The 23115-nt window shown below is 69.7% G+C and carries 20 protein-coding genes, 1 tRNA gene and 1 pseudogene; 12 read left to right on the top strand and 10 right to left on the bottom strand.

The window, feature by feature from the left end:
- Nucleotides 1–119: 119 nt before the first annotated feature.
- Both trxB and trxA read left to right on the top strand, forming a co-directional pair.
- On the top strand, nucleotides 120–1088 hold the full coding sequence (gene trxB / locus ACH4PU_RS08060) for a thioredoxin-disulfide reductase (protein ID WP_398267728.1): 969 nt from the start codon (nucleotides 120–122) through the stop codon (nucleotides 1086–1088).
- Between the two features lie 38 nt (nucleotides 1089–1126).
- Nucleotides 1127–1456: a thioredoxin gene (gene trxA / locus ACH4PU_RS08055; protein WP_398267725.1), complete on the top strand. Its 330-nt coding sequence runs from the start codon at nucleotides 1127–1129 to the stop codon at nucleotides 1454–1456.
- A 67-nt stretch (nucleotides 1457–1523) separates the two neighbouring features.
- Here the strand turns inward: trxA and ACH4PU_RS08050 are convergent, their stop codons facing one another.
- The 9 genes and pseudogenes from ACH4PU_RS08050 to rpmH all read right to left on the bottom strand — a co-directional run bounded on the left by ACH4PU_RS08050 (nucleotide 1524) and on the right by rpmH (nucleotide 8403).
- Nucleotides 1524–2141: a GNAT family N-acetyltransferase gene (locus ACH4PU_RS08050; protein ID WP_398267722.1), complete on the bottom strand. Its 618-nt coding sequence runs from the start codon at nucleotides 2139–2141 to the stop codon at nucleotides 1524–1526.
- Between the two features lie 329 nt (nucleotides 2142–2470).
- Nucleotides 2471–3577: a ParB/RepB/Spo0J family partition protein gene (locus ACH4PU_RS08045; protein ID WP_398267719.1), complete on the bottom strand. Its 1107-nt coding sequence runs from the start codon at nucleotides 3575–3577 to the stop codon at nucleotides 2471–2473.
- Nucleotides 3574–4656, bottom strand: coding sequence for a ParA family protein (locus tag ACH4PU_RS08040; RefSeq protein WP_398267716.1), 1083 nt, complete (start codon nucleotides 4654–4656; stop codon nucleotides 3574–3576). Before ACH4PU_RS08040 ends, ACH4PU_RS08045 begins: the two co-directional genes overlap by 4 nt.
- A gap of 267 nt (nucleotides 4657–4923) precedes the next feature.
- Nucleotides 4924–5640, bottom strand: coding sequence for a 16S rRNA (guanine(527)-N(7))-methyltransferase RsmG (gene rsmG / locus ACH4PU_RS08035; protein WP_185940354.1), 717 nt, complete (start codon nucleotides 5638–5640; stop codon nucleotides 4924–4926).
- A gap of 169 nt (nucleotides 5641–5809) precedes the next feature.
- Nucleotides 5810–6277: a R3H domain-containing nucleic acid-binding protein gene (locus ACH4PU_RS08030; protein ID WP_221902454.1), complete on the bottom strand. Its 468-nt coding sequence runs from the start codon at nucleotides 6275–6277 to the stop codon at nucleotides 5810–5812.
- Nucleotides 6278–6346: 69 nt separating this feature from the next.
- The gene (gene yidC / locus ACH4PU_RS08025) at nucleotides 6347–7483 is read right to left on the bottom strand and encodes a membrane protein insertase YidC (RefSeq protein ID WP_398267712.1); all 1137 of its coding nucleotides are present in this window, start codon (nucleotides 7481–7483) and stop codon (nucleotides 6347–6349) included.
- Between the two features lie 3 nt (nucleotides 7484–7486).
- Complete coding sequence (gene yidD / locus ACH4PU_RS08020; protein WP_004939828.1) at nucleotides 7487–7804, bottom strand: membrane protein insertion efficiency factor YidD; 318 nt, start codon at nucleotides 7802–7804, stop codon at nucleotides 7487–7489.
- 71 nt (nucleotides 7805–7875) lie between these two features.
- A pseudogene (gene rnpA / locus ACH4PU_RS08015) lies at nucleotides 7876–8241 on the bottom strand (ribonuclease P protein component); the annotation flags it as partial.
- A 24-nt stretch (nucleotides 8242–8265) separates the two neighbouring features.
- Entirely contained in the window at nucleotides 8266–8403 is a 138-nt protein-coding gene (gene rpmH, locus ACH4PU_RS08010; RefSeq protein ID WP_003949374.1) for a 50S ribosomal protein L34, read from the bottom strand.
- A 447-nt stretch (nucleotides 8404–8850) separates the two neighbouring features.
- On the opposite strand from rpmH, the gene dnaA reads away from it, so the two are divergent.
- The 10 genes from dnaA to ACH4PU_RS07960 all read left to right on the top strand — a co-directional run bounded on the left by dnaA (nucleotide 8851) and on the right by ACH4PU_RS07960 (nucleotide 21830).
- Nucleotides 8851–10671 carry a chromosomal replication initiator protein DnaA gene (dnaA, locus tag ACH4PU_RS08005; RefSeq protein ID WP_398267705.1) on the top strand — a complete coding sequence of 607 codons (1821 nt, stop codon included), beginning with the start codon at nucleotides 8851–8853 and terminating at the stop codon, nucleotides 10669–10671.
- A gap of 848 nt (nucleotides 10672–11519) precedes the next feature.
- Entirely contained in the window at nucleotides 11520–12650 is a 1131-nt protein-coding gene (gene dnaN, locus ACH4PU_RS08000; protein ID WP_004939840.1) for a DNA polymerase III subunit beta, read from the top strand.
- Between the two features lie 276 nt (nucleotides 12651–12926).
- Nucleotides 12927–13802 carry a phosphogluconate dehydrogenase (NAD(+)-dependent, decarboxylating) gene (gene gnd / locus ACH4PU_RS07995; RefSeq protein WP_185940350.1) on the top strand — a complete coding sequence of 292 codons (876 nt, stop codon included), beginning with the start codon at nucleotides 12927–12929 and terminating at the stop codon, nucleotides 13800–13802.
- Between the two features lie 35 nt (nucleotides 13803–13837).
- Nucleotides 13838–14971, top strand: a complete 1134-nt coding sequence (gene recF / locus ACH4PU_RS07990; RefSeq protein WP_398267700.1) for a DNA replication/repair protein RecF — start codon at nucleotides 13838–13840, stop codon at nucleotides 14969–14971.
- Nucleotides 14968–15516, top strand: a complete 549-nt coding sequence (locus ACH4PU_RS07985; RefSeq protein WP_398267696.1) for a DUF721 domain-containing protein — start codon at nucleotides 14968–14970, stop codon at nucleotides 15514–15516. Before recF ends, ACH4PU_RS07985 begins: the two co-directional genes overlap by 4 nt.
- A gap of 344 nt (nucleotides 15517–15860) precedes the next feature.
- On the top strand, nucleotides 15861–17927 hold the full coding sequence (gene gyrB / locus ACH4PU_RS07980; RefSeq protein ID WP_398267694.1) for a DNA topoisomerase (ATP-hydrolyzing) subunit B: 2067 nt from the start codon (nucleotides 15861–15863) through the stop codon (nucleotides 17925–17927).
- Nucleotides 17928–17973: 46 nt separating this feature from the next.
- Nucleotides 17974–20607 (top strand): DNA gyrase subunit A, encoded by a 2634-nt coding sequence (gene gyrA / locus ACH4PU_RS07975; protein ID WP_398267691.1) that lies wholly within the window; start codon nucleotides 17974–17976, stop codon nucleotides 20605–20607.
- A gap of 3 nt (nucleotides 20608–20610) precedes the next feature.
- A complete protein-coding gene (locus ACH4PU_RS07970; RefSeq protein WP_398267688.1) occupies nucleotides 20611–21354 on the top strand; it encodes a DUF3566 domain-containing protein in 744 nt (247 codons plus the stop codon).
- 84 nt (nucleotides 21355–21438) lie between these two features.
- Nucleotides 21439–21512: transfer RNA gene (locus ACH4PU_RS07965), tRNA-Ile, on the top strand.
- A gap of 183 nt (nucleotides 21513–21695) precedes the next feature.
- Nucleotides 21696–21830 carry a DLW-39 family protein gene (locus tag ACH4PU_RS07960; protein ID WP_003958712.1) on the top strand — a complete coding sequence of 45 codons (135 nt, stop codon included), beginning with the start codon at nucleotides 21696–21698 and terminating at the stop codon, nucleotides 21828–21830.
- A 115-nt stretch (nucleotides 21831–21945) separates the two neighbouring features.
- Here ACH4PU_RS07960 and ACH4PU_RS07955 read toward each other — a convergent pair whose 3' ends face one another.
- A complete protein-coding gene (locus ACH4PU_RS07955; protein ID WP_398267685.1) occupies nucleotides 21946–23115 on the bottom strand; it encodes a serine/threonine-protein kinase in 1170 nt (389 codons plus the stop codon).

Raw genomic sequence — 23115 nt, 5'->3', positions numbered from 1 at the left:
GCCGTCTCCCCGGCCGCTGCGATGTCCCTGGGGGGAATGCTCGCCCCGTAGGATCCGTTGGGTGGGGTGAGACCCAGCAAGGACCCAGTCAGCAGTCGGCAGAGACAAGGAAGACACCCGTGAGCGACGTCCGCAACGTGATCATTATTGGCTCCGGGCCCGCGGGCTACACGGCCGCGCTCTACACCGCCCGTGCTTCGCTGAAGCCGCTGGTGTTCGAGGGCGCCGTGACCGCCGGTGGTGCGCTGATGAACACCACCGAGGTCGAGAACTTCCCCGGCTTCCGCGACGGCATCATGGGCCCGGACCTCATGGACAACATGCGGGCCCAGGCCGAGCGCTTCGGCGCCGAGCTGATCCCGGACGACGTCACGGCCGTCGACCTCACCGAGGAGATCAAGACCGTCACCGATTCCGCCGGCACCGTCCACCGGGCCAAGGCCGTGATCGTGACCACCGGCTCCCAGCACCGCAAGCTCGGCCTGCCGCGTGAGGACGAGCTCTCCGGGCGCGGTGTGTCCTGGTGCGCCACCTGCGACGGGTTCTTCTTCAAGGACCAGGACATCGCCGTGGTCGGCGGTGGCGACACCGCGATGGAGGAGGCCACCTTCCTGTCGCGCTTCGCGAAGTCGGTCACCGTCATCCACCGTCGTGAGGCGCTGCGGGCCAGCAAGGCCATGCAGGAGCGAGCCTTCGCCGACCCGAAGATCTCCTTCGTCTGGGACAGCGAGGTCGCCGAGATCCACGGTGACGCCAAGCTCTCCGGGCTGACCCTGCGCAACGTCAAGACCGGCGAGACCTCGGAGCTGCCGGTGACCGGCCTCTTCATCGCCATCGGTCACGACCCCCGCACCGAGCTCCTCAAGGGCCAGCTGGAGCTGGACGACGAGGGTTACCTCAAGGTCGACTCGCCCTCCACCCGCACCAACCTCACGGGCGTCTTCGCCGCCGGTGACGTCGTGGACCACACCTACCGCCAGGCGATCACCGCCGCGGGCACCGGCTGCTCCGCCGCCCTGGACGCGGAGCGCTACCTCGCCGCCCTCGGCGACGGCGAGAACGTCCGCGAGCCCGAGCAGAGCGCCTGACCCCTTTTCCCCCACAAAGAACAACCAAGGAGACCGCAATGGCTCTCAAGGCCGTGACCGACGCGTCCTTCGACGAGGACGTCCTCAAGAGCGACAAGCCCGTGCTGGTGGACTTCTGGGCCGAGTGGTGCGGCCCCTGCCGCCAGATCGCCCCCTCGCTCGAGGCCATTGCCGCCGAGCACGGTGACAAGCTCGAGATCGTCAAGCTGAACATCGACGAGAACCCGGGCACCGCCGCCAAGTACGGCGTCATGTCGATCCCGACCCTCAACGTCTACCAGGGCGGCGAGGTCGTCAAGACCATCGTGGGTGCCAAGCCGAAGGCCGCTCTCGTGCGCGACCTGGACGTCTTCATCGCCGCAAAGTAATCGGCAGCACGGTTTCACGTGAAACGGGGTCCGTCTCCTTCGGGAGACGGACCCCGTTCTGCTTCCCCTACAAAGGCCGTAGCGCCGGTTCCTTCTGTACGGCGCCCAGCAGCCGGTCCAGCGCCAGCTCCACATCTTCTTTCCAGGACAGCGCGGACCGCAGCTCAAGCCGGAGCCGGGGGTACCGCGGGTGGTGACGCACCGTCTTGAAACCGACCGCCAGCAGGTGATCGGCCGGGAGGACACACGCGGGTTCCTTCCACCGTGCGTCCCCGAACGCCTCGATCGCCTTGAACCCGCGCCTCAGCACATCCTTGGCGACCGTCTGCACCATGACCCGGCCCAGGCCCTGGCCCTGGAACTTCGGTGCCAGCCAGGCCGTCATGAGCTGGACGGCATCGGCGGCCACGGGACTCGTGGGAAACGCTGTCGCCCGGGGCACATAGGCCGGTGGAGCGTAGAGGACGAACCCCGCCGGCTCGTCGTCCACATAGACGACCCGGCCACAGGATCCCCACTCCAGGAGGACGGCGGAGATCCACGCCTCCTTCTCCAGCTCGGAACGGCCCGCCCTCAGCGCGGCCTCGCCGCTGACGGGGTCAAGCTCCCAGAACACACACGCCCGGCAGCGCTTGGGAAGGTCCGGCAGATTGTCCAGAGTGAGCGGTACGAGGCGACGCCCCATGGAGCCAGTTCCTCACTTCCTACCCGTGCCGCGCCGCGGGCGGCGCCCAGCGCACTGCGCTCCCTGAGCAGGCCGCCGACGAATCCGCCGACCGCGCCCAGGCCCAGGCCCGTCGCCACCAGTCCGGTCCGGCTCACCGTTCGCATGGCCTCGTTCCTCCGTCAACTGCGTCCGCATGTCCGACGTGGTGGTGCCATACCTCAACGCATCGTATCCACCAGGCGTTTGGCCCGACAGCCGACAAAGGCAAAGGGGCGGGGTGTGTTCCACGTGAAACATCGCGTTTCCCGTGGAACACACCCCGCCCTGGGGTGAATCCAGCCGCAGATTTACTCGTCCGCGTCCTCGGTGTTTCCGTCCGACAGCTTCTGCTCCAGCACACCGCCCTCGCCCGGGGCAAGCGTGCTGAGGATCCGCTCAAGGTCCTCGATCGACGCGAACTCGACGACGATCTTGCCCTTTTTCTGCCCGAGGTCGACCTTGACCCGCGTCTCGAAACGGTCGGAGAGGCGTGATGCCAGGTCGCTGAGGGCCGGGGACACCCGGGCGCCGGCCCTCGGCCCCTTGGCCTTCGCCGACTTCTTCGTCCGGGACCCCATCAGCTGGACGATCTCTTCCACCGACCGTACGGAGAGGCCCTCCTGCACAATGCGGCGGGCGAGCTTCTCCTGCTCCTCGACGTCGTCCACGGCGAGCAGCGCCCGGCCGTGCCCGGCCGACAGCACCCCCGAAGCGAGCCGGAGCTGCACCTCGGGCGAGAGCTTCAGGAGCCGCAGCGTGTTGGAGACCTGCGAGCGCGACCGCCCGATACGGTCCGCCAGCTCGTCATGCGTGCAGGAGAAGTCCTTGAGCAACTGGTCGTAGGCTGCGGCCTCCTCCAACGGGTTGAGCTGCGCCCGGTGGAGGTTCTCCAGGAGAGCGTCCAAGAGGAGCTTCTCGTCCTCCGTCGCCCGGACGATCGCCGGGATGCTCTCCAGGCCGGCCTCACGGCACGCGCGCCAGCGGCGCTCGCCCATGATGAGCTCGTACCGCTCCGGCGCCAGTTGCCGGACGACCACCGGCTGCAGCAGGCCCACCTCGCGGATCGAGGTGACCAGCTCCGCCAGGGCGTCCTCGTCGAAGACCTCCCGGGGCTGCCGGGGGTTGGGCGTGATGGTGTCCAGGGGCAGCTCGGCGAAGTGGGCCCCCGCCACCGTCTCCGTGACCTCGGGCTCCGGCTCGGGCTTCCGGACATCCGCCGGCTCCGCCACGGACACTCCGCCTTCAAGAGGCGTCACGCCGGCCGGCGCGTGCGACCGCTCGGCGGTCAGCAGCGGCACCGCAGTGGGAGACGTGGCACCGGGCCCCACCGTGGGGGTGCCGATCTCCGCCCCCTTCGGCGCCGCCGGGATCAGCGCCCCGAGCCCACGGCCCAGTCCTCTACGTCGTTCACTCACTGCAGCCCCTCCGACATGCTGTGCTGGTCCTGCTGTTGCTGATGGCCCACCGGCTGGTGACCCACAGGCTGGTGACCCACCGGCTGATGGCCCACGGTATGGGCCCCGCTGTCGTCGTAATGCACACCGATGCCCCGCAGCGCGATCTCGCGCGCCGCCTCCATGTACGACAATGCGCCGCTGGACCCCGGGTCATAGGTGAGCACCGTCTGCCCATAGCTGGGGGCCTCGGAGATGCGGACCGAGCGCGGGATGCTGGTCCTCAGCACCTCCTGGCCGAAGTGGCTGCGCACCTCGTCGGCGACCTGGGAGGCGAGCCGGGTGCGTCCGTCGTACATGGTCAGCAGGATCGTCGACACATGCAGCTTCGGGTTGAGGTGGCCGCGTACGAGCTCGACGTTCCGCAGCAGCTGGCCCAGGCCCTCGAGCGCGTAGTACTCGCACTGGATCGGGATCAGCACCTCGGCGCCCGCGACCAGCGCGTTGACCGTCAGCAGCCCCAGCGAGGGCGGGCAGTCGATGAGGATGTAGTCCAGCGGCTGCTCATAGGCCTTGATGGCCCGGTCCAGCCGGCTCTCCCGGGCCACGAGGGAGACCAGCTCGATCTCGGCACCGGCCAGGTCGATGGTGGCCGGTGCACAGAAGAGGCCCTCCACGTCCCGTACCGGCTGCACGACGTCGGAGAGCTTCCTCTGGTCCACCAGGACGTCGTAGATGGACGGCACATCGGCGTGGTGGTCGATGCCGAGCGCGGTGGAGGCGTTGCCCTGTGGGTCCAGGTCCACGACGAGCACACGGTTGCCGTGCAGCGCCAGGGAGGCCGCCAGGTTCACGGTGGTCGTCGTCTTGCCGACGCCACCCTTCTGGTTCGCCACCACCATGACCCGGGTCTGGTCGGGCCGCGGCATCCGGGTTTCACGTGAAACGACCTCGGCGGCACCCAGAGGGCCAGGCACCGGCTCGGAGTCGGCGGGGCGGGGACCGGGGACCGGGTCGGCCATCGGCCCCGCGATATTGGCGTCGGACCGCAAGGATTCACTCTCCTCGACATCAGGCTCGCGATGGGGAGAGCCTGCCATGGTTCGCCGGGTACGAACCAGTGAGGCCCACTCTCCTGTGGATGAATCCGCCGTTCCTGTGGATACCGGAGGAGGTTCCACAGCGTCGGCCGGCCGGCGGTCGCGAGCCGCGGCCGCACGGCCACGACCGATGATCCCTTGCAGCAACGAGCGATGTTTCACGTGAAACACGATGCCCGCGACCTTTGGCTACCGCGTCACGACACTCCGTGACGCATAGTTTAGGCAGCTTGTATGGAGCACTCCCGGTGCCGCCGACCGGAGTAGTCAGCGGCGGCGACGCGTCCGGCTCACCCGGGCGGCCTTGGCGCGCTTCGCCGCGAAGCGGACGCCGCCGGGGCTCTCCCCGACCTCGACCCGCACCAGCGTGGACGGCGGGTCCACCACCCCTTCGCCGACCTGGAGCACCGAGGTCCGCTCGACGCCCAGCTTGCTGAGCGCGGCACGGGCCCCCTTCAGCTCCTCCTCGGCGGTGTCGCCCTTGAGGGCCAGCATCTCGCCGTAGGGGCGCAGCAGGGGAACGCCCCAGCCCGCCAGCCGGTCCAGCGGGGCCACGGCACGCGCCGTCACCACGTGCACCGGCTGAAGCTTGCCCAGGACCTCCTCGGCACGCCCCCGGACGACCGTGACGTGGTCCAGGCCGAGCAGCTCGACGACCTCGGACAGGAAGGTCGTCCGCCGCAGCAGCGGCTCCAGCAGGGTGATCTGGAGGTCGGGGCGGACCAGGGCCAGCGGAATGCCCGGCAGGCCGGCGCCCGAGCCCACGTCGCACACGGAGACGTCCTCGGGGACGGCCTCGGAGAGCACCGCGCAGTTCAGCAGGTGCCGCTCCCAGAGCCGGGGAACCTCCCGCGGGCCGATCAGCCCACGCCGGACGCCCGCGTCGGCGAGCAGTTCGGCGTAGCGGACGGCGTCCTGAAAGCGGTCACCGAAAACCGCCCGTGCCTCCGGGGGCGCCGGGGGGAGCTCCGCTGCCTCTTCCACAGTGAACCGTCCTTCCGTACCACGTCTTTATTGACGACTCTGCGTATCGACGACTCTGCGTATCGACGAATCGGTGGGACTCCATGCACCGGAGTCCGATGTCAGGCTGACAAGGATCGGCCCCGTCTGCGCACAGACGGGGCCGAAGCTACCGGGAAACGGGAGCAGGTCACACCGGCAGGACGACCACGCGGCGCTGGGGCTCCTCGCCCTCGGACTCGCTGCGCAGACCGGCGGCGGCCACCGCGTCGTGGACGACCTTCCGCTCGAACGGCGTCATCGGGTCGAGCTTGACCGGCTTGCCGCTCTGCTTCGCGTCCGCGACGGCCTGGGCACCCAGCTTGGCGAGCTCCTCGCGCTTGCGGGCCCGGAACCCGGCGATGTCGAGCATCAGCCGACTGCGGTCGCCGGTCTCCCGGTTCACCGCGAGCCGCGTGAGCTCCTGGAGCGCTTCCAGCACCTCGCCGTCGCGGCCCACCAGCTTCTGCAGATCCCGGCTGGTGGAGTCGCTGATGATCGACACGGACGCCCGGTCGGCCTCGACGTCCATGTCGATGTCACCGTCCAGGTCGGCGATGTCGAGCAGACCCTCCAGGTAGTCCGCCGCGATCTCGCCCTCCTGCTCCAGGCGGGTCATCGGGTCGGTGCCCTCGGCGGCGTCCGCACGGGTCTGGTCCTGGGTGTCCGTCACGGTGGGACTCCTTCGTTACTTCTTGGACGACGGGTGCTTGGGCCGCTGCGGGCCGCCCTTGCGCTGCCCGGACTTGGCACCGCGGGACGAGCCCCCGCCCTGCTTGGGCTTGGCGTCCTCGGACTGCTCCTTGGCACCGTTTTCCGAGGAGGCGGCACCGTTGCCCGAAGAGGCCTTGGTACGGGCCTGCGGACGGCCGGCCGGCTGCTGCCCGGCGGCCGGGGCGGCGGTGCGCTTGGCCTTCGGCTGCCGCTTGGGCTGCTGACGGGCGGCGCGGGCGGCCTCGGCGGCCTGCTTGGCCTCGACCTCGGCCGGGTCCTCCTTGAGCTGGCCCTTGGCCCGCAGGCGCTCCTGGCGCTGCTTGTAGGCGAGGCTGCCCGGGGTGGGGTTGCGGCGGATGATGAACATCTGCTGACCCATGGTCCAGACGTTCGTGGTCAGCCAGTAGACGAGGACACCGACCGGGAAGTTGATACCGAAGACGGCGAACATGATCGGGAAGACGTACATCAGCATCTTCTGCTGCTGCATGAAGGGCGTCTTGACCGTGAGGTCGACGTTCTTCGTCATCAGCTGGCGCTGCGTGTAGAACTGCGACAGCGACATCAGGACGATCATGACCACCGTGACGATGCGAACGTCGGTGACGGTGGAACCGAGCTTCTCGATCTTGCTCGCGCTGTCCATGAACTTCACGGACAGCGGAGCACCGAAGATATGGGCCTCACGGGCGCTGGCCAGCAGGTCCTGGTTGATGAACCCGACCGTCTTGCCCTGCGCGATGTGGTTGAGGACCTGGTACAGCGAGATGAAGAACGGCGACTGGGCCAGGATCGGGAGACAGCTCGAGAGCGGGTTGGTACCCGTCTCCTTGTAGAGCTTCATCATCTCTTCGGACTGGCGCTGCCGGTCGCTCTTGTAGCGCTCCTGGATCGCCTTCATCTTCGGCTGGAGCGCCTGCATGTTCCGGGTCGCCTTGATCTGCTTCACGAAGAGCGGGATCAGGCAGATGCGGATCAGCACCACCAGCGAGACGATCGACAGACCCCACGCCCAGCCGCTGTTCTTGTCGAAGATCAGACTGAAGAACGAGTGGAACTGGACGATGATCCAGGAAACTGCGTAATAAAGGGGCTTGAGGACCGTGTCCACGTATCAGGCTCCTTGGGCGTTGGGCTGAGTCTCGGGCTGTGCGGCGGCCCCGGCTACGGGGTGTCCGCCCAGTCGGCTCCTCAGCCGCTGGTGCCAGACCGGACGCTTCCGGGGAGGTACGTGGTCGACGCCACCGAGCGACCACGGGTTACAGCGCAGGATGCGCCAGGCCGTCAGCACCGTCCCCTTGATCGCGCCATGCACCTGGATGGCCGTGTAGCCGTAGTGCGAGCACGACGGGTAGTACTTGCAGACCGGGCCGAGCAGCGGACTGATGGTCCACTGGTACAGCTTGATCAACCACAGCAGCGGGTACTTCACCGTGCACTCCCTCCCGGGTCATGGCCGGGGTTCCGGGGAACCGGGGTATCGGTACCCGGGGGATTGCAGCTTCGCGGCGCCCCTCCCAACAGCCGCTGCAATGCGGTATCGAGATCGCGGGCAAGCTGACCGTGATCGGCTTCGCCCGCGCCCGGCAGGGCTCGCACCACCACCAGGCTACCGGCGGGCAGCGCTTCGAGCCGGTCACGCACGAGGTGGCGCAGCCGGCGTTTGACACGGTTGCGGACCACCGCGCCGCCCACCGCCTTGCTCACGACGAAACCCGCACGTGCCGGGGGGACAGTTCCCCCAGGCGCGTGCGGGTCCGTTTCGGTGCGGAGGTGGACGACGAGGAGTGGGCGCCCGGCCCTGCGTCCTCGTCGAACCGCGGTCGCGAAGTCCTCGCGCCGCCTCAGCCGAGACTCGGAAGGCAGCACGTCATGGACCTTGAGTCAGGCTGCTCAGGCCGACAGGCGGGCGCGACCCTTGCCACGGCGGGACGCGAGGATCGCGCGGCCGGCACGGGTGCGCATGCGCAGGCGGAAGCCGTGGGTCTTCGCACGACGGCGGTTGTTCGGCTGGAAGGTGCGCTTGCTCACTCGGGGACTCCAGAAATGAATCGTGTGATGGCGGGACATCGCCTGGCTGTCACCGTGCGCCCACGAGGAAGCTCGCAATACGCAAGGCACCGCTTCACGATCACACCCCACATGGGAGAAGTGCGACCCTTGCCCATCGGAGGCAGGCGGCAGCAGCCATCGACAACTCGACCTGGTCACGGTACGCGCCGTTACGCCATCCGGTCAAACCGGCAGCGCACCAGCATTAACCGTAGCCTCCCGGTGGCCCCGGAAGTACCAGCCGTGCCCGGATGAGGCGCCACGGACGGCCCCATGGCACATTTGTACACACCCTGTGGACAACGACTTGAACGACGTGCCACGGCCTGACTACCGTGGCTGAACTCCGAATCCTTCCCGCCCGTCCCGAGAACCACACATTCGTGGGACCGGAGGGCGCCCCCGCTGACCGAGAGAGCGTGCCCTGTGGCTGACCTGCCTGCCGATCTTGCCGCAGTGTGGCCGCGCGTGCTGGAGCAGCTCCTCGGTGAGGGAAGAGTCGAGAGCAAGGACGAGCACTGGATCAAGCGCTGTCAGCCGCTGGCCCTGGTCGCGGACACGGCGCTGCTCGCCGTCCCCAACGAGTTCGCCAAGGGCGTACTGGAGGGGCGGCTGGCCCCGGTCGTCAGCGACGCCCTCAGCCGGGAGTGCGGCCGGCCCATCCGCATCGCGATCACCGTCGACAACTCCGTCGGCGAGCCGGCCGCGCCGCAGCAGCCCGCGCACGAAGAGCGTTCGCACAACGGCCAGGGCCGTGACACGTACGAGGGGTACGACGGACGCCCGGGCTACGACGGCCGCGACGGTTACGGCCGCGGCGCCGGCGACGACCTGCCGACGGTCCGGCCCGCCTACCCCGACTACCAGCAGTCCCGCGGCGAGCCCGGCTCCTGGCCGCGGCACACGGGCCCCGGCGGTCCCGGGGGCCGTACGCCGGACCGGGGCGACTACGGCTGGCAGCAGCCGCGGCTCGGCTTCGCCGAGAACGAGCGCGACCCCTATGCCTCGCCGCAGCACACCCCGCCCGGCTACGAGCAGCAGCGTGACCCCGGCGGCTACCGGCCGGCCGGCACCGAGCGGCCCTACGAGCAGCAGCGCGAGCTCCCGGACGCCCATGCCCACGGCCGCGGCGCCGGCCAGGGCGACCGGCCGGTGCCCGGCGGCTCGGGCGCACCGGGCGCGGGGAAGTCCTCCGGGTCGGGCCCGGGGGAGCCGACCGCCCGGCTGAACCCCAAGTACCTCTTCGACACCTTCGTCATCGGCGCGTCCAACCGCTTCGCGCACGCGGCGGCCGTGGCGGTCGCCGAGGCGCCGGCGAAGGCGTACAACCCCCTCTTCATCTACGGGGAGTCGGGGCTCGGCAAGACGCATCTGCTGCACGCCATCGGGCACTACGCGCGGAGCCTCTACCCGGGGACGCGGGTGCGGTACGTGAGCTCCGAGGAGTTCACCAACGAGTTCATCAACTCCATCCGCGACGGCAAGGCGGACGCGTTCCGCAAGCGCTACCGCGACATGGACATCCTGCTGGTCGACGACATCCAGTTCCTCGCGAGCAAGGAGTCGACGCAGGAGGAGTTCTTCCACACCTTCAACACCCTGCACAACGCCAACAAGCAGATCGTGCTCTCCTCGGACCGGCCGCCCAAGCAGCTGGTGACCCTGGAGGACCGGCTGCGCAACCGGTTCGAGTGGGGCCTGATCACCGACGTCCAGCCGCCCGAGCTGGAGACCCGGATCGCGATCCTGCGGAAGAAGGCGGTCCAGGAGCAGCTCAACGCGCCGCCGGAGGTGCTGGAGTTCATCGCCTCCCGGATCTCGCGGAACATCCGCGAGCTGGAGGGCGCCCTCATCCGCGTCACGGCGTTCGCCAGCCTCAACCGGCAGCCTGTCGACCTGGGCCTCACCGAGATCGTCCTCAAGGACCTGATCCCGGGCGGCGAGGACGCCTCGCCGGAGATCACCGCGCCGGCCATCATGGCCGCCACGGCCGACTACTTCGGGCACACCGTGGAGGATCTGTGCGGCGCCTCGCGCAGCCGGGTGCTGGTGACGGCGCGCCAGATCGCCATGTACCTCTGCCGTGAGCTCACGGACCTGTCCCTGCCGAAGATCGGCGCGCAGTTCGGCGGCCGCGACCACACGACCGTGATGCACGCGGACCGCAAGATCCGCGCGCTGATGGCCGAACGGCGGTCCATCTACAACCAGGTGACCGAGCTGACCAACCGCATCAAGAACGGCTGACAGGGGCGCGCCGAGCGCGCGAGGACGCCTCCCAGGGCGCTCCGGGACGGTTCCCGGGGCGCCCTTCGCCGTTCCGCACGGCGTCGCCTCACGGCCATGTCGTTCGAATAGGGACCCCCGTCACCCCGTTCTCCACAGAATCCGCCCCCGAGGGCCGTCCACATCCTGGGGACTGGGAAGTTATCCAGATGATGTCCACAGCCGGGCCTGTTGACAGCTCATCAGGGGAGGTCAGCAGGGTGTGGAAGTGTGGGGAACCGAAGTCCACAGCCTGTGGATGACGAGTTCGCCCACAGCGGCCGCGCCGGTTGTCCACCGGCCGCCCACAGGAAGAGGGGCGTTGTGCACAGCCTTTCCCCAGGGTTGTCCACTGTTCGGCAACGAAACGCCCGGGCTCACCGCGCCGAGTGAAAGGCGTCACACCAAGCTGCCGGGTTGGGCTGTGGGGAACCTGGGTAAAGCTGGGGACGAGCCTGGGGAGAAGTGCGCCCTGCCTGTGCACCGCCTGTGCAGAACTTCTGTTTCTCCACAGAGACCCCCGGTTTTCCACCGTGGCCGCCCACAGGGGCAGTGGACAAAAAATCCGGCCTGACCAGGGCAAAGGAAGTTTTCCACGGTTTCCACAGGCCCTACTACTACGACCACTGAGATCAAGCTGGGAACTCGTTTCGAAGTGGGCCCTGTGCACAACTCGGCCCGAGGCCGCGCCACGCCGTCCGGTCCGACTTGACCCCGAGCAGCGCCGGCTGTCAGCGGCGTACGTCAGACTGGTCTCCGGCTTGGAAGCCGACGAAGCCGATGAAGACAGCCCAGCAGGGCCAGCCAGCAACAAGCAGGAGGCGGTTCCGGTGAAGATCCGGGTGGAGCGCGATGTACTCGCGGAGGCAGTGGCCTGGGCGGCCCGCAGCCTCCCGGCCCGTCCGCCGGTGCCGGTCCTCGCGGGACTGCTGCTGAAGGCCGAGGACGGCTCGCTCAGCCTCTCCGGCTTCGACTACGAGGTCTCGGCCCGCGTCTCCGTCGAGGCCGATGTGGAAGAGGACGGCACCGTCCTCGTCTCCGGCCGGCTCCTCGCCGACATCTGCCGCGCACTTCCCAACAGGCCTGTGGAGATCTCCACCGACGGCGTCCGCGCCACCGTGGTCTGCGGCTCCTCGCGATTCACACTCCACACCCTGCCTGTGGAGGAGTACCCGGCGCTGCCCCAGATGCCCACCGCCACCGGCACCGTCCCGGCCGAGGTCTTCGCGTCCGCCGCCGCCCAGGTCGCCATCGCCGCCGGCCGTGACGACACCCTGCCGGTGCTCACCGGTGTGCGCATCGAGATCGAGGGCGACACCGTCACCCTGGCCTCGACCGACCGCTACCGCTTCGCCGTCCGCGAGTTCATGTGGAAGCCGGAGACCCCCGACGTCTCCGCCGTCGCCCTGGTCCCCGCCAAGACGCTGCTGGACACCGCCAAGTCCCTCAGCGGCGGCGACTCCGTCTCGCTGGCGCTCTCCGGCTCCGGCGCGGGCGAGGGCCTCATCGGCTTCGAGGGCGCCGGCCGCCGCACCACGACGCGGCTGCTGGAAGGCGACCTGCCGAAGTACCGCACCCTCTTCCCGACCGAGTTCAACTCGGTCGCCGTGATCGAGACGGCCCCCTTCGTCGAGGCCGTCAAGCGCGTGGCCCTGGTCGCCGAGCGCAACACCCCGGTCCGGCTGAGCTTCGAGCAGGGCGTGCTGATCCTGGAGGCCGGCTCCAGCGACGACGCACAGGCTGTGGAAAGGGTCGACGCCCGGCTGGAGGGCGACGACATCTCCATCGCCTTCAACCCCGGCTTCCTGCTGGAGGGTCTGTCCGCGATCGACTCCCCGGTCGCCCAGCTCTCCTTCACCACCTCGACGAAGCCGGCGCTGCTCAGCGGCAAGCCCGCGGTCGACGCGGAGGCGGACGAGGCGTACAAGTACCTGATCATGCCGGTGCGGCTCTCGGGCTGACGCTCCGGCCCGATGCCCCCGGCGGGCCGGGTGCGCGAGGGTCACCTCTCGCAAGGCCGCGGCATGCCGGTGCGGCCGTCCGGCGGGCGCGCTGCGGACGGGCACCGACGTCCCCCGTACGGACCAGCGGACGGGGGACGGAGCGCCGCATGGACGCACCGCGGACGGGTACCCGCCCCACCGTTTGAGCGCTCGGTCCCGACAGGTGTGCACGGACCCCCGGGCGTAGGCTCGGATCCGGGTAAACCGCTACGACTACGGCATAGAGGATCACTGATGGAGCTCGGTCTCGTCGGTCTCGGCAAGATGGGCGGCAACATGCGCGAGCGCATCCGCCGCGCAGGCCACACCGTCATCGGATACGACCGCAATGCGGACCTCGCGGATGTCCACAGCCTCCAGGAGCTTGTGGATTCCCTGAAGGGTCCCCGGGTCGTGTGGGTCATGGTCCCCGCCGGCGCGGCGACCCAGTCCACCATCGACGAGCTCGGCGAGCTGCTGTCGCCTGGCGACGTCGTCGTGGACGGCGGCAACTCCCGCTGGACGGACGACGAGAAGCACGCCGAGGAGCTGGCCGCCAAGGGCATCGGCTTCGTCGACTGCGGTGTCTCCGGCGGCGTCTGGGGCCTGGAGAACGGTTACGCGCTGATGTACGGCGGCGACGCCGAGCACGTCGCGAAGGTGCAGCCGGTCTTCGACGCGCTGAAGCCCGAGGGCGAGTTCGGCTCCGTGCACGCCGGCAAGGTCGGCGCGGGCCACTTCGCGAAGATGGTCCACAACGGCATCGAGTACGCCATGATGCAGGCGTTCGCCGAGGGCTGGGAGCTGCTGGAGGCGGTCGACTCCGTCACCGACGTGCGCGAGATCTTCCGCTCCTGGCAGGAGGGCACGGTCATCCGCTCCTGGCTGCTCGACCTCGCCGTCAAGGCCCTGGACGACGACGAGCACCTCGACAAGCTGCGCGGCTACGCGTCCGACTCGGGCGAGGGCCGCTGGACGGTCGAGGCCGCCATCGACAACGCGGTCCCGCTCCCCGCGATCACCGCCTCCCTCTTCGCCCGCTTCGCGTCCCGCCAGGACGACTCGCCGCAGATGAAGATGATCGCCGCGCTGCGCAACCAGTTCGGCGGCCACGCGGTCGAGAGCAAGTAACACCCCACGCGAATCAGGAGGCTCGGCGCGCACCCATGCACGTTTCGCATCTCTCGCTCGCCGACTTCCGCTCGTACGCCCGGGTCGAGGTCCCGCTCGACCCGGGCGTCACGGCTTTCGTGGGACCCAACGGCCAGGGAAAGACCAACCTCGTCGAGGCGGTCGGCTATCTGGCGACCCTCGGCAGCCACCGGGTCTCCTCCGACGCCCCGCTGGTCCGCCTCGGCGCGGACCGGGCGTTCATCCGCGCCGCCGTCGTCCAGGGCGAGCGGCAGCAGCTCATCGAGCTGGAGCTCAACCCGGGCAAGGCCAATCGGGCCCGGATCAACCGCTCGTCCCAGGTCCGGCCCCGGGACGTACTGGGCATCGTGCGCACGGTGCTGTTCGCCCCCGAGGACCTGGCCCTGGTCAAGGGCGACCCCGGGGAGCGCCGCCGGTTCCTCGACGAGCTGGTCACCGCCCGTTCCCCGCGGATGGCGGGCGTGCGCTCGGACTACGAGCGCGTCCTGAAGCAGCGCAACACCCTGCTGAAGTCCGCCGTGCTGGCCCGTCGGCACGCCGGCCGGACGATGGACGTCTCCACCCTGGACATCTGGGACCAGCACCTGGCCCGCGCCGGCGCCGAACTGCTGGCGCACCGCCTGGACCTGATCGCCGCGCTGCTGCCGCTGGCCGACGCCGCGTACGAGCGGCTGGCGCCGGGCGGCGGCCCGCTCGCCTTCGACTACCGCGGCCCGGTCGGGGCCGGCGGCCCGGATGGTGCGCACACCCGCGAGGAGCTGTACGAGGTGCTGCTGACCGCGCTGGGCGAGGCGCGCAAGCAGGAGATGGAGCGCGGGGTGACCCTCGTCGGCCCGCATCGCGACGACCTCGTGCTGCGGCTGGGGCAGCTGCCCGCCAAGGGGTACGCGAGCCACGGCGAGTCCTGGTCGTACGCGCTGGCGCTGCGGCTGGCCTCGTACGAGCTGCTCAAGGCGGAGGGCAACGAGCCGGTGCTCGTCCTCGACGACGTCTTCGCCGAGCTGGACACCCGCCGCCGGGAGCGGCTGGCGGAGCTGGTCGCCGACGGCGAGCAGGTGCTGGTGACGGCCGCGGTGGACGACGACGTCCCGGGCGTCCTGACGGGCGCGCGGTACGCGGTCTCCGAGGGGACGGTCGAGCGGGTATGACCGAGCACTCCCCTCTGACCGAGCACTCCCCGGCGCGCAGGGTCCCGGAGCCGTCCGGCGTGGACCTGGCGCGGGTCGCGCTGCGCGCGGCCAAGGAGCAGGCGCGGGCGCGGGGCGCGGCCGTGCAGCAGAAGAAGCAGGCGCGCCGCGGCGGCCTGCGCTCCGGCGCGCGCGCCGACGGCCGCGATCCGCTGCCGCTGGGCGCGGCCATCAACCGCCTGATCACCGAGCGCGGCTGGGAGACGCCTGCGGCGGTCGGCGGGGTGACCGGCCGCTGGCCGCAGATCGTCGGCGAGAACGTGGCGCTGCACTGCGAGCCGCAGGGCTACGACGAGGACGCGCGGGTGCTGACCGTGCGGTGCGATTCGACGACGTGGGCGACCCAGCTCCGGCTGCTGGCCCCGACGCTGGTGGCCCGCCTCAACGACGACCTGGGCCAGGGCACCGTCCGGCTGATCAAGGTGCTGGGCCCGGGCGGGCCGTCGCGCCGGTACGGAGCGCTGCGCGCGCCGGGGAGCACGGGACCGGGCGACACCTACGGGTGAGCCGGGGCGCTCCCGGTGCCCGGGAGAGCCGTGGGGCGTATTGGGAGAAGGGGGACGACAGGTGTCCCCCGAGCGTGGTAGCGGGCGGTTGACAACCCGAAGCGCTGAGTGCCGCTGTGAGCCTCTTGGAGCCCCGGGGCGCATATAGGGAGTCGGCTGATGCCGGTTCAGGGCGGCACATGCGGACTCAGACGCCGCCAAACCCCCATTCATGTCGGCGCTACCGGTAGACTGGTGGTAATCCCGCGCGCTTCGCGGAAACAAGTCGAACGACGCAGTCGCTCCCGCCTGCCCTCCCGGTCTCCCGACCGACGGCGCCCCGCCGCACAGGCAGGAGAAGGTCTGTGCTGTGCCAGAAAGGGCGCTTCGTGGCCGATTCCGGCAACCCCAACGAGAACACCACCCCTTCCCCCGAGGAAGGCGCCACTCCTGTGCCGGAGGACGCCTCGTCCGGAGCTCCGGGCGGAGGTGCGTCGTACGACGCCAGCGCGATCACCGTGCTGGAGGGTCTGGACGCGGTCCGCAAGCGGCCGGGCATGTACATCGGCTCCACCGGTGAGCGCGGTCTGCACCACCTGGTGTACGAGGTCGTCGACAACTCCGTCGACGAGGCCCTGGCCGGCCACGCCGACACCATCGACGTCACGATCCTGCCGGACGGCGGCGTCCGCGTGATCGACAACGGCCGCGGCATCCCCGTCGGCATCGTCCCCTCCGAGGGCAAGCCGGCCGTGGAGGTCGTGCTGACCGTCCTGCACGCGGGCGGCAAGTTCGGCGGCGGCGGCTACGCGGTCTCCGGCGGTCTGCACGGCGTCGGCGTCTCCGTCGTCAACGCGCTGTCCTCGCGCGTCGCCGTCGAGGTCAAGACGGACGGCTTCCGCTGGACGCAGGACTACAAGCTCGGCGTCCCCACCGCCCCGTTGCAGAAGAACGAGGCGACGGACGAGACCGGCACCTCAGTCACCTTCTGGGCCGACGGCGACATCTTCGAGACCACCGACTACTCCTTCGAGACGCTGTCGCGGCGCTTCCAGGAGATGGCGTTCCTCAACAAGGGCCTGACCATCGCCCTCACCGACGAGCGCCCGGACCACGTGGACGAGGAGGGCAAGCCGCTCACCGTCCGCTACCACTACGAGGGCGGCATCTCGGACTTCGTCCGCTACCTCAACTCGCGCAAGGGCGAGCTGATCCACCCCACGGTGATCTCACTCGAGGCCGAGGACAAGGAGCGGCAGCTCTCCCTCGAGATCGCGATGCAGTGGAACAGCCAGTACACCGAGGGCGTCTACAGCTTCGCCAACATCATCCACACCCATGAGGGCGGCACGCACGAGGAGGGCTTCCGGGCGGCGCTGACCTCGCTGATCAACAAGTACGCGCGCGACAAGAAGCTGCTCCGCGAGAAGGACGACAACCTCACGGGCGACGACATCCGCGAGGGTCTGACCGCGATCATCTCGGTCAAGCTGAGCGAGCCGCAGTTCGAGGGCCAGACCAAGACCAAGCTGGGCAACACGGAGGCGAAGACCTTCGTCCAGAAGGCGGTCTACGAGCACCTCACCGACTGGCTGGACCGCAACCCGATCGAGGCCGCGGACATCATCCGCAAGTCGATCCAGGCCGCCACGGCCCGCGTCGCCGCCCGCAAGGCGCGCGACCTGACCCGCCGCAAGGGCCTGCTGGAGACCGCCTCGCTGCCCGGCAAGCTGTCGGACTGCCAGTCGAACGACCCGGCCAAGTGCGAGATCTTCATCGTCGAGGGCGACTCCGCCGGCGGCTCGGCCAAGTCCGGCCGGAACCCCGAGTACCAGGCGATCCTCCCGATCCGCGGCAAGATCCTCAACGTCGAGAAGGCCCGGATCGACAAGATCCTCCAGAACCAGGAGATCCAGGCGCTGATCTCCGCGTTCGGCACCGGCGTGCACGAGGACTTCGACATCGACAAGCTCCGCTATCACAAGATCATCCTGATGGCGGACGCCGACGTCGACGGCCAGCACATCAACACCCTGCTGCTGACCTTCCTCTTCCGCTTCATGCGCCCGCTGGTCGAGGCCGGTCACGTCTACCTGTCGCGCCCCCCGCTGTACAAGATCAAGTGGGGCCGGGACGACTTCGAGTACGCGTACTCGGACCGCGAGCGCGACGCGCTGATCCAGCTCGGCCGCGAGAACGGCAAGCGCATCAGGGACGACTCGGTCCAGCGCTTCAAGGGTCTCGGCGAGATGAACGCCGAGGAGCTGCGCGTCACCACGATGGACATCGACCACCGGGTGCTCGGTCAGGTCACCCTGGACGACGCGGCGCAGGCGGACGACCTGTTCTCGGTGCTCATGGGCGAGGACGTCGAGGCACGGCGCTCGTTCATCCAGCGCAACGCCAAGGACGTCCGCTTCCTCGACATCTGAGTCGGCCTGCACGAACAGCCGCGGCTCGAAAGGACTTTGAACACCAATGGCCGACGAGATGACCCCTGACACGCCCGTGACCCCGGACGGCACCACGCCCGAGGGGCAGCCCGCCACCATCGAGGGCGTCGGGATGCGCGTCGAGCCCGTCGGGCTCGAAACGGAGATGCAGCGCTCCTACCTCGACTACGCGATGAGCGTCATCGTCTCGCGTGCGCTGCCCGACGTGCGGGACGGCCTCAAGCCGGTGCACCGGCGCGTGCTCTACGCGATGTACGACGGCGGGTACCGGCCCGAGAAGGGCTTCTACAAGTGCGCCCGCGTCGTCGGCGACGTCATGGGTACGTACCACCCGCACGGTGACGCCTCCATCTACGACGCGCTGGTCCGGCTGGCCCAGCCGTGGTCGATGCGGATGCCGCTGGTCGACTCCAACGGCAACTTCGGCTCGCCGGGCAACGACCCGGCGGCGGCCATGCGGTACACCGAGTGCAAGATGGCGCCGCTGTCCATGGAGATGGTCCGGGACATCGACGAGGAGACCGTCGACTTCCAGGACAACTACGACGGCCGGAACCAGGAGCCGACGGTCCTGCCGTCGCGCTTCCCCAACCTGCTGGTGAACGGTTCCGCCGGTATCGCGGTCGGCATGGCGACCAACATCCCGCCGCACAACCTGCGCGAGGTCGCCGAGGGTGCCCAGTGGTACCTGGCCAACCCGGAGGCCACCCCCGAGGAGCTGCTCGACGCGCTCGTCGACCGGATCAAGGGCCCCGACTTCCCGACCGGCGCCCTCGTGGTCGGCCGCAAGGGCATCGAGGAGGCGTACCGCACCGGCCGCGGCTCGATCACCATGCGCGCGGTGGTCGAGGTCGAGGAGATCCACAACCGCCAGTGCCTGGTGGTCACCGAGCTGCCCTACCAGGTCAACCCGGACAACCTCGCGCAGAAGATCGCCGACCTGGTGAAGGACGGCAAGATCGGCGGCATCGCGGACGTCCGCGACGAGACCTCGTCCCGGACCGGTCAGCGCCTGGTGATCGTCCTCAAGCGGGACGCCGTCGCCAAGGTCGTCCTCAACAACCTCTACAAGCACACCGACCTCCAGACCAACTTCGGCGCGAACATGCTCGCCCTGGTCGACGGGGTACCGCGGACCCTGTCGCTGGACGCGTTCATCCGCAACTGGGTCGCCCACCAGATCGAGGTCATCGTCCGGCGCACCCGCTTCCGGCTGCGCAAGGCCGAGGAGCGCGCCCACATCCTGCGCGGCCTGCTCAAGGCGCTGGACGCGATCGACGAGGTCATCGCGCTGATCCGGCGCAGCGACACGGTCGACGTCGCCCGCGAGGGCCTGATGGGCCTGCTGTCGATCGACGAGATCCAGGCCAACGCGATCCTGGAGATGCAGCTCCGCCGGCTGGCGGCCCTGGAGCGGCAGAAGATCGTCGCGGAGCACGACGAACTCCAGGCGAAGATCAACCAGTACAACGCGATCCTGGCTTCCCCGGAGCGCCAGCGCGGCATCATCAGCGACGAACTGACGGCGATCGTCGAGAAGTTCGGCGACGACCGGCGCTCCAAGCTGGTGCCCTTCGAAGGCGACATGTCCATCGAGGACCTGATCGCCGAGGAGGACATCGTCGTCACCATCACCAACGGTGGCTACGTCAAGCGCACGAAGACCGAGGACTACCGCTCGCAGAAGCGCGGCGGCAAGGGCGTGCGGGGCACCAAGCTGAAGCAGGACGACATCGTCGACCACTTCTTCGTCTCCACCACCCACCACTGGCTGCTCTTCTTCACCAACAAGGGCCGGGTCTACCGGGCCAAGGCGTACGAGCTGCCGGACGCCGGCCGGGACGCGCGCGGCCAGCACGTGGCCAACCTGCTCGCCTTCCAGCCGGACGAGCAGATCGCGCAGATCCTCGCCATCCGCGACTACGACGCGGCGCCCTACCTGGTGCTGGCCACCAAGTCGGGCCTGGTGAAGAAGACCTCGCTCAAGGACTACGACTCCCCGCGCTCCGGCGGCGTCATCGCCATCAACCTCCGGGCGATGGACGACGGCCGCGAGGACGAGCTGATCGGCGCCGAGCTGGTGTCGGCCGACGACGACCTGCTGCTGATCAGCAAGAAGGCGCAGTCCATCCGGTTCACCGCCACGGACGACTCGCTCCGCCCGATGGGCCGGGCCACCTCCGGCGTCAAGGGCATGAGCTTCCGCGAGGGTGACGAGCTGCTGTCGATGAACGTCGTCCGTCCGGGCACGTTCGTCTTCACCGCGACCGACGGCGGCTACGCCAAGCGCACGCCCGTGGACGAGTACCGCGTCCAGGGCCGCGGTGGCCTCGGAATCAAGGCCGCGAAGATCGTCGAGGACCGGGGATCGCTGGTCGGCGCCCTGGTCGTCGAGGAGACGGACGAGATCCTCGCGATCACCCTCAGCGGTGGTGTCATCCGGACCCGGGTCAACGAAGTGCGGGAAACCGGGCGTGACACCATGGGCGTCCAACTGATCAATTTGGGCAAGCGCGACGCCGTCGTGGGCATCGCGAGGAACGCCGAGGCCGGCCGAGAGGCCGAGGAGGTCGACGAGGACACGTCGGCCGAGGCCGGGGGCGGGGGGCCCGAGGTGGCCGGAGGCACGGAGCCTGCGGTCGAGGACACCGAGGAGTAGGTCGTGAGTCGAGCCACGGGCACCGCGGCAAGCGGTGCGGACGCCAAGCGACGCGGTGCCGGTGCTTCGTCGAGCACCGCGGTCGGCAAGGACGGTGCCCGTGGCGCCGACGCGGACGGGGCAGACTCCCCGGGTGGGAGCGACACCACCGCCGCCGACAGGGGGGACTCCATGACGGAGACCAAGGGCCCGAAGCCGTACCACCCGCCGAAGGCCTACGAGCCGCCGGCCGAGCGCACCGCGTCCAAGGCCGGCAAGGGCGCCGGGGGCGCCGCCAAGGGGGGCACCAAGAGCATGAGCAAGCCCGCGGGGACCGCCACGGCCCCGTCCGCGTCCCGGCAGGTGCCCGCCCAGGCGGCGCCGGCCGCCGCGGCGCCCCGCACCCGCTCCGCGCGGCTGCGGGTGGCCAAGGCCGACCCGTGGTCGGTGATGAAGGTCAGCTTCCTGCTGTCGCTCGCCCTGGCCGTCTGCACGATCGTGGCGGTCACGGTGCTGTGGCTGGTCCTGGACGCCATGGGCGTCTTCTCGGCCGTCGGCGGCACCATCAGCGACGCCACCTCGGGTGAGGGCGGCGGGTTCGACCTCCAGTCGTTCCTGTCGCTGCCGCGGGTCCTGATGTTCACCGTCGTGATCGCGGTCATCGAGGTGGTCCTGGCGACCGCCCTGGCGACCCTCATCGCCTTCGTCTACAACCTCTCGGCGTCCTTCGTGGGCGGCGTCGAGCTCACCCTCGCCGAGGACGAATAGCCTTCGCGGAACGGCCCGGCGAGGTGGGGAGGCCGGGCGATTTTGGGACTGGGCCCCAAGTGCGCTAATCTTTCGGTGCAGCGCGGGGCTATAGCTCAGACGGTTAGAGCGCTTCCCTGATAAGGAAGAGGCCACAGGTTCAAGTCCTGTTAGCCCCACCGGCCCGATCGGCCCGGACGGAGAGAAATCTCCGGCCGGGCCGATCGGCTTTTCCGGACAAGTCGTCCGTGAGCGCCGGGACGGTACGACAAAGGTCCGATACAGGTCACCGATCGGTATCGGCCGGTGTGTATCATCGGCCACCAGAGTCCCCTTACGTCAAGGAAAGACGAGGTCGCGCGGTGAAGAAGCTGCTCCTGGTCGCACTGGCCGCCATCGGCGGGCTCCTCGTGTACCGCCAGATCCAGGCGGATCGCGCCGAGCAGGATCTGTGGACGGAGGCGACCGACTCCGTGCCCGCAGGTTCGGGTGTGTGAGACGACGAGTTCTACGCGGAGCCCCGGCCGGTACGACGGCCGGGGCTCCGTTGTTTTCACCGGCACCTGGATTCGCTATCGCGAATAAAATGATTGCAGTTGTGAAGTGCCCGGATCAGGTGCGGGAGAGGGCCCAGATCCCCACCGCGAGGCACAGCAACGCCAGCACCAGCACCGCGACGGCCGTGGAGCGCGCCGGGGGCGCCGGCCGCCGGGAGCGCGCCCGACGGCGTCCAGGGCCGTCGGGGACCGCCGTCAGGGGGAGTGCGACGGGCTGCGGGGGCGTGGGCGGCATCGGGGGCGGTACGGGCCGTGGCGGGGCGCCCAAGGGGCCGTGAGGGGGCGTCGGCCGGGAGCCGTCGGGGCGGCTCCGGCCGTGGGGACCTCGGGGGCCCTCGGGGCCCTCGGGGCCGAAACCGGGAGGCAGCGGGCCGATCTGGTCGAAGACCTCGACCGGCTCCTCCCCGGCGGCCGGCGGGGGCAGCAGCGGTACGGCCGCGGCCAGGGCCGTACGGGCCTCGGCGGCGCTCCGGAAGCGCAGTACCGGGTCGGGGGCCAGCAGCCGGGCCAGGACGTCCCACAGCGCCGCCGGGACCTCGTCGGGGGCCGGCGGCACGGAGGGCGCGCCCTCCGCGAGGAACCGGCCGACGAGGGCGCCGGCGTCCGGTTTCCGTCCGGTCAGCAGATACAGCGCGACGAGTCCGACGGCGAACAGATCGGCGGGGAAGTCCGGTTCCTCGCCCGCCATTTGCTCGGGCGCGAAGTAACCCGGGGTTCCCATCACATAGTTGGTCTCGGTGAGCCGCGGTTCGCCCTTCCGCATCGCACAGCCGAAATCGGAGAGCCGTAAATGCGGGGGACCGGTTCCGGTCGCCTCCAAAAGCAGATTCGCGGGTTTGATGTCCCGGTGCACCACGCCTTCCGCGTGCACCGCGGTGAGCGCGTCCAGCAACTGGTCCAGCAGCGCGCAGCAGAATCGCGCCGGCAACGGCCCGTAGTCGCCGATGAGATGGGCGACCGAGCCGCCGTGCACCACGTCCATGGTGAACAGCACCCGGTCGTCGTCGGCGCCCCAGCTGATCGGTGCCAGCACGTGCGGATGGTCGATGCGCAGTGCCTGCTCGCGGACGAAGCGCAGCAGCAGGGTGTGGGCGTGGCTCTGCTTGAGCACCTTCGCCGCCGCGTACCGCCGCCGTACCCGGTCCCAGACCCGCCAGACCTCCCCCACCCCACCGCGTCCGATGGGGTCCACCAGCTCGTAGCGCCCGGCGAGAACCTCCCCCAT

Source organism: Streptomyces sp. NPDC021100 (assembly GCF_044333095.1).
Lineage (GTDB): Bacteria > Actinomycetota > Actinomycetes > Streptomycetales > Streptomycetaceae > Streptomyces.
This window is presented reverse-complemented; position numbering and strand designations above follow the sequence as displayed.

Bases quoted from the DNA above. Each gene is read 5' to 3' on its own strand.
- trxA (WP_398267725.1), top strand. From the start codon at position 1,127: ATGGCTCTCAAGGCCGTGACCGACGCGTCCTTCGACGAGGACGTCCTC.
- ACH4PU_RS08050 (WP_398267722.1), bottom strand. From the start codon at position 2,141: ATGGGGCGTCGCCTCGTACCGCTCACTCTGGACAATCTGCCGGACCTT.
- ACH4PU_RS08040 (WP_398267716.1), bottom strand. From the start codon at position 4,656: ATGGCAGGCTCTCCCCATCGCGAGCCTGATGTCGAGGAGAGTGAATCC.
- ACH4PU_RS08030 (WP_221902454.1), bottom strand. From the start codon at position 6,277: ATGACCCGCCTGGAGCAGGAGGGCGAGATCGCGGCGGACTACCTGGAG.
- gnd (WP_185940350.1), top strand. From the start codon at position 12,927: ATGGAGCTCGGTCTCGTCGGTCTCGGCAAGATGGGCGGCAACATGCGC.
- recF (WP_398267700.1), top strand. From the start codon at position 13,838: ATGCACGTTTCGCATCTCTCGCTCGCCGACTTCCGCTCGTACGCCCGG.
- ACH4PU_RS07985 (WP_398267696.1), top strand. From the start codon at position 14,968: ATGACCGAGCACTCCCCTCTGACCGAGCACTCCCCGGCGCGCAGGGTC.
- gyrA (WP_398267691.1), top strand. From the start codon at position 17,974: ATGGCCGACGAGATGACCCCTGACACGCCCGTGACCCCGGACGGCACC.
- ACH4PU_RS07955 (WP_398267685.1), bottom strand. From the start codon at position 23,115: ATGGGGGAGGTTCTCGCCGGGCGCTACGAGCTGGTGGACCCCATCGGA.